Consider the following 6,818-nt stretch of genomic DNA (forward strand, 5'->3'; position numbering starts at 1 on the left):
CGGAGCCCCCAGCGGCACCCACCCCAACACCGGGCACCCACGCAACGGAACACTCAGCGCACCCCCTTCTCCCGCTCCTCCACAACGGAGTTGTACGCAGCCACCTGCGCCCGCCGAGCCGTCCGCTCCACCGGCCGCAACGCCTCAGCCCGCGCCCCCATCTCGGACGCGCTCACCGCACCCCCGGGCCCGTTCTCGTACGCCACGGACACCAACAACCCCACCCGCTGCGCAAGCTCCAGCACCCGCACCGCCCGCGGCGGATATCCCGGCGCCAACACCTCCCGCCCCCGCTCCGCCCGCGCCCGATACGCGTCGACCGCGGCCTCGGCCACCGGCCCGGACCCGGCGACATCGAGCCGCGACAACACCGCCGTCGCATCCCGCAGCGCCTCCGCCAGCTCCCGCTCGGCCTCCCCGAGCGAGGGCACATCGGCGGGCGGCGCCTCCCGCACCGGCAGGCAGTGCCACACGACCTCGACATGGACGTCACCGGCGGGACCGGCCTCGTACACCTCGGGAACGAGGCCGAGCGCGACGCCGTAGCAGATCACCGCCTCCTCGGCCTCCAGGGCGCGGGCGTTGAAGTCGGGTGGGCCGCTGAGCCCCAGGGGGTGTCCCGAGGTGGGCAGGGCCACCCGCAGGCCGGTCGCCCCGAGGGTGCGCAGCCGTCCCAGTGCGAGGGTGAGTCCGACGGGTGCCGACTCGCCCGGCAGCCCCTCCACCCGGTGCACGGCGTCCTCGCCCACGATGGCGAGCACAGCGTCGTCCGGCGAGACAAGTCCGGCCAACAGGGCATTTCCCCAGGCGGCGAGGCGCCCTGAGCGTGGTTCCGAAAGCATGGCGTCCACCCTAAGGACAGGACCGATGGAATGGACCGCCCGGCCGGTGGCGTAGATTTCTTCGAGGGCTGCGCCTACCGGCGCACGCGACAGCCGAGACAGGCCGACGATGCAATGGGAGACAGCGCGCTCATGAGCGATGTTCTGGAGCTGGAGGACGTAACCGTGGTTCGGGAGGGCCGGGCTCTGGTGGACCAGGTCTCCTGGTCGGTCAAGGAGGGCGAGCGCTGGGTCATCCTCGGCCCGAACGGCGCCGGCAAGACCACGCTCCTGAACGTCGCGTCCAGCTACCTCTTCCCCAGCAGCGGCACCGCCACCATCCTCGGCGAGACCCTCGGCAAGGTCGACGTCTTCGAACTGCGCCCCCGCATCGGCGTCGCCGGCATCGCCATGGCCGAGAAGCTCCCCAAGCGCCAGACCGTCCTGCAGACCGTCCTGACCGCCGCCTACGGCATGACCGCCGGGTGGAACGAGGACTACGAGGACATCGACGAGCAGCGCGCCCGCGCCTTCCTCGACCGCCTCGGCATGAGCGACTACCTGGACCGCAAGTTCGGCACGCTCTCCGAGGGCGAGCGCAAGCGCACCCTCATCGCCCGCGCCCTGATGACCGACCCCGAGCTGCTCCTCCTCGACGAGCCCGCCGCCGGCCTCGACCTCGGTGGCCGCGAGGACCTCGTACGCCGCCTCGGCCGCCTCGCCCGCGACCCGATCGCCCCCTCCATGATCATGGTCACGCACCACGTCGAGGAGATCGCCCCCGGCTTCACCCACGTCCTGATGATCCGTCAGGGCAAGGTCCTCGCCGCGGGCCCGCTGGAGCTCGAACTCACCGCCCGCAACCTGTCGTTGTGCTTCGGCCTTCCGCTCCTCGTCGAGCAGGTCGGCGACCGCTGGACCGCACACGGTCTCCCCATGGCCTGAACTGCCTTGTAAGAAGCGGGTGTAGGGACATATGCGCCCTGTCCGTGACGGGACCCGCAGCCCTACCATTGACCATGTGAACGACATCGACGCATGGGTGTGGTGGCTCATCGGCGCGGCAGCACTCGGGATCCCCCTCGTGGTGACCGCGATGCCGGAATTCGGCATGTTCGGCGTGGGCGCCGTCGCCGCCGCGGTGACCGCCGGGATCGGCGGGGGCGTCGTCGTCCAGGTCCTCGTCTTCGTCGTCGTCTCGGTCGCCCTCATCGCGGTCGTACGACCCATCGCGACCCGGCACCGCGCGACGCTGCCCCAACTCGCCACGGGCATCGATGCCTTGAGGGGCAAACGGGCCGTCGTCCTGGAGCGCGTCGACAGTTCCGGCGGCGGCCGGATCAAGCTGGCCGGAGAGATCTGGTCGGCCCGCTCGCTCGACACCGACCGCGCCTACGAACCGGGCCAGGAGGTGGACGTCGTGGAGATCGAGGGAGCCACCGCGATCGTCATCTGACCTCGCAGGACTCAACCGACGATCTCGCAGGACACGACTGATGACCTGCCAGGTCTCAACTGAACCGAACAGCACACGAGTTGCGTGACGGTCTGACAGACTCGACCAGCAAGATCTTCAACAACCATAAGATCTTCCGAAAGCGCCGAGGCGGAGAAGGGTACGGGGAGCACGATGGAACCGGTCATCATCGTCTTGATCATCCTGGTGGTGTTGGTCTTCATCGCTTTGATCAAGACGATCCAGGTCATCCCGCAGGCAAGTGCCGCGATCGTGGAGCGATTCGGTCGCTACACACGGACACTCAACGCGGGACTCAACATCGTCGTCCCGTTCATCGACACGATCCGCAACCGCATCGACCTGCGCGAACAGGTCGTACCGTTCCCGCCGCAGCCGGTGATCACCCAGGACAACCTGGTCGTCAACATCGACACGGTCATCTACTACCAGGTGACGGACGCGCGGGCCGCGACCTACGAAGTGGCCAGCTACATCCAGGCAATTGAGCAGCTCACGGTCACCACGCTCCGCAACATCATCGGCGGCATGGACCTGGAGCGGACCCTGACCTCCCGCGAGGAGATCAACGCGGCCCTGCGCGGAGTCCTCGACGAGGCGACGGGCAAGTGGGGTATCCGGGTAAACCGCGTCGAACTCAAGGCAATTGAGCCCCCCACCTCCATCCAGGACTCGATGGAGAAGCAGATGCGCGCCGACCGAGACAAGCGCGCAGCGATCCTCACCGCGGAGGGCACGCGCCAGGCCGCCATCCTCACCGCCGAAGGTGAGAAGCAGTCCCAGATCCTGCGCGCCGAAGGTGAGGCCAAGGCCGCGGCCCTGCGCGCCGAGGGTGAAGCGCAGGCCGTCCGTACGGTCTTCGAGGCGATCCACGCGGGCGACGCCGACCAGAAGCTCCTCTCCTACCAGTACCTCCAGATGCTCCCGAAGATCGCCGAAGGCGACGCCAACAAGCTCTGGATCGTCCCCAGCGAGATCGGCGACGCCCTCAAGGGCCTCTCCGGCGCGATGGGCAACATGGGCCCGTTCGGCGGCGGTTCGGGCGGCGGCGGAGGCAACTCCGGCAACTCGGACGGCAATTCGGAACGCCGAGAGAAGCCGTCCATCGACTGACAAGCCTGTTCTACGACACTGGGGCCCACCTCCTAGGAGGTGGGCCCCAGTTCAGTTCACATGCCCTACGCAGCCGGCTGAACCAGCCACTCCGGCAAGGCATCGAAGTCCTCGGTCCCCAGCGCCAACAGCATCGCGTCAGCGGGCGTCGGCTCGAACGGCAGCCGCAGCAACGGCATCCCCGCCTGCTCCGGAGTCCGCGCCGCCTTGCGGTGGTTGTCCTCCGCGCACGAAGCCACCGTATTCAGCCAGGAGTCCTGACCGCCCTGCGCCCTCGGCACCACGTGGTCGACCGTCGTCGCCCGCCTGCCGCAGTACGCGCACCGGTGCCGGTCCCGGACCAGCACACCGCGCCTCGACCACGGAGCTTGTCTTCGGAACGGCACCCTGACATACCTGCACAGCCGGATCACCCGGGGGACCGGTATATCGACCTCGGCTCCGCGCATCCGCAGTTCGGGGTGGGCCTGCTCGACGACAGCCTTGTCCTGCAGCACCAGAACGACGGCTCGATTCAACGACACCGTCGACAGCGGCTCGAAGCTCGCGTTCAGCACCAGCGTGTCCCGCATCCAGCCCACCTCCCATGTGCAACCGGCCCACCGCACGGCGGGCTTGGATCAACTCTGGCCGGGCACGCCGAGATGGACAACGCAATAAAAAATGCCCGCCCCTGATCAATTCCAAGACCAGAGGCGGGCAAACGTTCTATGAACGTCAGTCTTCGGCGGGCGCTTCGTACTCACCGATCAGCTGGGCACGCGCCAGCGTGTGGAACCGCAGGTTGAAACCGACGACCGCCGGAGAAACGTCCGAGTCCGGACCAAGTTTCTCCGCATCCACGGCGTACACCGTGAACACATAACGGTGCGACCCGTCCCCGGGCGGCGGCGCGGCACCGCCGAAGTCCTTCGACCCGTAGTCGTTGCGCACCTGTACGGCGCTCTCCGGCAGCCCCTCGAACTTGCCGCTGCCCGCACCCTCCGGCAGCTCGGTCACCGAGACCGGGATGTCGAACACGGTCCAGTGCCAGAACCCGCTCCCCGTAGGGGCGTCCGGGTCGTAGCAGGTCACGGCGAAACTCTTGGTCTCGGGCGGGAAGCCCTCCCACCGCAGCTGCGGCGAGGTGTTGCCGGCCGCGTAGACCTGAGCGTCCTTGAGCGTGACACCCGGCTCGACGTCCTCGCTCGTCACCGTGAACGACGGCACAGGCGGGTGGAAGTCATGGGGGAGCGGCCGCCGCTTGAGCTCGGTCACCTCGGTACCTCCTGATCGATTTGTTCAGTGGACACCGAGCCTAGAACCAGTTGCGCTTGCTGCCGACCTCCGACAGCCACTGATTGAGGTACGCCGCCCAGTCCGTCCCCTGGAAGTCGTGCAGACCGACCTGGAAGGACCGGAAGGTGTCACTGCCCTCGCTGAACAGGCCCGGCTTCTTGTCCATCTCCAGGATGACGTCCATCGCGTTCTCATCGGCCACGAAGCTCAGCTCGACCTGGTTCAGCCCGCGGTACTGCGACGGCGGCTGGAACTCGATCTCCTGGTAGAACGGCAGCTTCTGTCGCGTCCCCCGGATGTGACCGCGCTCCATGTCCGCGTTCTTGAAGCGGAAGCCCAGCCGGATGAAGGCGTCCAGGATCGCCTTCTGCGCCGGCAGCGGGTGCACGCTGACCGGGTCGAGGTCACTGGAGTCGACGGCCCGCGCGATCGCCAGCTCGGTGCTCACCCCGATGTGCATCCCGCGCAGCGGCTGGCCGTCGATCATCGTGACCGGCGTCTCCCAGGGGATCTCCAGCCCGAACGGCACGTTGTGCGCGGCACCCGCCTGCAACTCGAAGGCACCGCCCAGCCGCACCTTCGTGAACTCGATGTCCTGCTTGTACTCCTGGTCACCGCTCTCGACCTCGACCTTGGCCTGCAGTCCGACCGAGAGCCCCTGGATCTCCTGGGCGACGGACCCGCCCTGGATCCGCACCTCGCCCTGGACGACCCCGCCCGGAACGACGTTGACCTCGGTCAGCACCGTCTCCACCGAAGCCCCGCCGGCCCCCAGGCTCGCGAGCAGCTTCTTGAACGCCATGACTCTCCCTTTACGTATGGACCCTTGATCCCTACAAACGCGATCCGACCGCGCCCGGTTCCGCGCCACACCCTGGCAAGCGGACGGAACCTTGACCACCCCTTGGCACAAACGCGCCTGGACTACGCTCGGACGCCATGATCGCGCCCCCGGACCGTATGCCACTCCCCAGAGAGTTCTTCGACCGCCCTGTACTGGAGGTCGCTCCCGACCTCCTGGGCCGCATCGTCGTCCGTACGACCCCCGACGGCCCGATCGTCCTGCGCATCACAGAGGTCGAGGCCTACGACGGCGGCAACGACCCCGCGTCCCACGCATATCGGGGTCCGACCGCCCGCAACGGCGTGATGTTCGGTCCGCCTGGGTACGTGTACGTCTACTTCACCTACGGCATGTGGCACTGCATGAACCTGGTGTGCGGTCCGGAGGGCACGGCAAGAGGGGTCCTGCTCCGCGCCGGCGAGATCGTCGAGGGCGCCGAACTCGCGCGCAAACGTCGACTCTCGGCCCGAAATGACAAAGAACTGGCCAAAGGCCCCGCCCGCCTGGCCACCGCCCTGGACGTAGACCGCTCCCTGGACGGCACGGACGCGTGCACCACGGGCGAGACACCCTTGAGAATGCTGGCCGGTACACCCGTCCCCTCCCATCAGGTAAGCAACGGTCCCCGCACCGGAGTGTCCGGCGAGGGCGCCGTCCACCCATGGCGGTTTTGGATCACCAACGACCCCACGGTTAGCCCGTATCGGGCTCATACGCCGCGACGTCGGCCAAGTTGACGCGTCTTGGCGGGGTGCGTAATGTAGCCCGAGCCGCTTGACCCGGGTACGGCATTCGCCAGCAGCCGGAAGCGGCCAACCCACTACCTACGACTCCCTCTCAGCAGGGGCGCATTCAGCATGCCCGCATGCCTGAATTCGAACTTGCGGAACTCGATTATGAGCTGGCGAGGGAATCGGCTAACGTAGTGAATGTCGAAAGGCCGACAGGCGAAAGCCCAAAGCCCTTGACAATCCCAACCGACAGGGAATCGGGACCGGAAACGGTCTGATAGAGTCGGAAACGCAAGACCGAAGGGAAAAGCCCGGAGGAAAGCCCGAGAGGGTGAGTACAAAGGAAGCGTCCGTTCCTTGAGAACTCAACAGCGTGCCAAAAATCAACGCCAGATATGTTGATACCCCGTCTCCAACTCATCATCTGATGGTTGGGGCGAGGTTCCTTTGAAGAAAACATACAGCGAGGACGCTGTGAACGGTCGGGCTTATTCCGCCTGACTGTTCCGCTCTCGTGTATGCGGTCCCGCAGTCTTTAATTAGACGCAGTCGGG

Annotated in this window: 8 protein-coding genes; 4 read left to right on the top strand and 4 right to left on the bottom strand. The window is 67.0% G+C overall.

Annotation, left to right across the window (positions count from 1 at the left end):
• Positions 1–53: 53 nt before the first annotated feature.
• Positions 54–842, bottom strand: a complete 789-nt coding sequence (locus tag SPR02S_RS29890; protein ID WP_063746274.1) for an Rv1486c family protein — start codon at positions 840–842, stop codon at positions 54–56.
• Between the two features lie 132 nt (positions 843–974).
• Between SPR02S_RS29890 and SPR02S_RS29895 the strand changes: the two genes are divergently transcribed.
• The 3 genes from SPR02S_RS29895 to SPR02S_RS29905 all read left to right on the top strand — a co-directional run bounded on the left by SPR02S_RS29895 (position 975) and on the right by SPR02S_RS29905 (position 3,411).
• Positions 975–1,766 carry an ABC transporter ATP-binding protein gene (locus tag SPR02S_RS29895; RefSeq protein ID WP_026150978.1) on the top strand — a complete coding sequence of 264 codons (792 nt, stop codon included), beginning with the start codon at positions 975–977 and terminating at the stop codon, positions 1,764–1,766.
• A gap of 76 nt (positions 1,767–1,842) precedes the next feature.
• Complete coding sequence (locus tag SPR02S_RS29900; protein WP_019060706.1) at positions 1,843–2,277, top strand: NfeD family protein; 435 nt, start codon at positions 1,843–1,845, stop codon at positions 2,275–2,277.
• A 174-nt stretch (positions 2,278–2,451) separates the two neighbouring features.
• Positions 2,452–3,411, top strand: coding sequence for an SPFH domain-containing protein (locus SPR02S_RS29905; protein WP_019060707.1), 960 nt, complete (start codon positions 2,452–2,454; stop codon positions 3,409–3,411).
• A gap of 65 nt (positions 3,412–3,476) precedes the next feature.
• On the opposite strand, the gene SPR02S_RS29910 is transcribed toward SPR02S_RS29905, so the two are convergent.
• The 3 genes from SPR02S_RS29910 to SPR02S_RS29920 form a co-directional block, all read right to left on the bottom strand.
• The gene (locus tag SPR02S_RS29910) at positions 3,477–3,983 is read right to left on the bottom strand and encodes an HNH endonuclease (protein WP_019060708.1); all 507 of its coding nucleotides are present in this window, start codon (positions 3,981–3,983) and stop codon (positions 3,477–3,479) included.
• A 145-nt stretch (positions 3,984–4,128) separates the two neighbouring features.
• Entirely contained in the window at positions 4,129–4,668 is a 540-nt protein-coding gene (locus tag SPR02S_RS29915) for a YbhB/YbcL family Raf kinase inhibitor-like protein (protein ID WP_019060709.1), read from the bottom strand.
• Positions 4,669–4,708: 40 nt separating this feature from the next.
• Positions 4,709–5,491, bottom strand: a complete 783-nt coding sequence (locus SPR02S_RS29920) for a sporulation protein (protein ID WP_019060710.1) — start codon at positions 5,489–5,491, stop codon at positions 4,709–4,711.
• A 137-nt stretch (positions 5,492–5,628) separates the two neighbouring features.
• On the opposite strand from SPR02S_RS29920, the gene SPR02S_RS29925 reads away from it, so the two are divergent.
• Entirely contained in the window at positions 5,629–6,270 is a 642-nt protein-coding gene (locus SPR02S_RS29925) for a DNA-3-methyladenine glycosylase (protein ID WP_019060711.1), read from the top strand.
• Positions 6,271–6,818 lie beyond the last annotated feature (548 nt).

This window comes from Streptomyces prunicolor NBRC 13075 (assembly GCF_000367365.1).
GTDB lineage: Bacteria > Actinomycetota > Actinomycetes > Streptomycetales > Streptomycetaceae > Streptomyces > Streptomyces prunicolor.

Excerpts from the sequence above, each read along its gene's own strand:
- SPR02S_RS29890 (WP_063746274.1), bottom strand. The coding sequence starts at position 842 with ATGCTTTCGGAACCACGCTCAGGGCGCCTCGCCGCCTGGGGAAATGCC.
- SPR02S_RS29910 (WP_019060708.1), bottom strand. The coding sequence starts at position 3,983 with ATGCGGGACACGCTGGTGCTGAACGCGAGCTTCGAGCCGCTGTCGACG.
- SPR02S_RS29895 (WP_026150978.1), top strand. The coding sequence starts at position 975 with ATGAGCGATGTTCTGGAGCTGGAGGACGTAACCGTGGTTCGGGAGGGC.
- SPR02S_RS29905 (WP_019060707.1), top strand. The coding sequence starts at position 2,452 with ATGGAACCGGTCATCATCGTCTTGATCATCCTGGTGGTGTTGGTCTTC.
- SPR02S_RS29925 (WP_019060711.1), top strand. The coding sequence starts at position 5,629 with ATGATCGCGCCCCCGGACCGTATGCCACTCCCCAGAGAGTTCTTCGAC.
- SPR02S_RS29920 (WP_019060710.1), bottom strand. The coding sequence starts at position 5,491 with ATGGCGTTCAAGAAGCTGCTCGCGAGCCTGGGGGCCGGCGGGGCTTCG.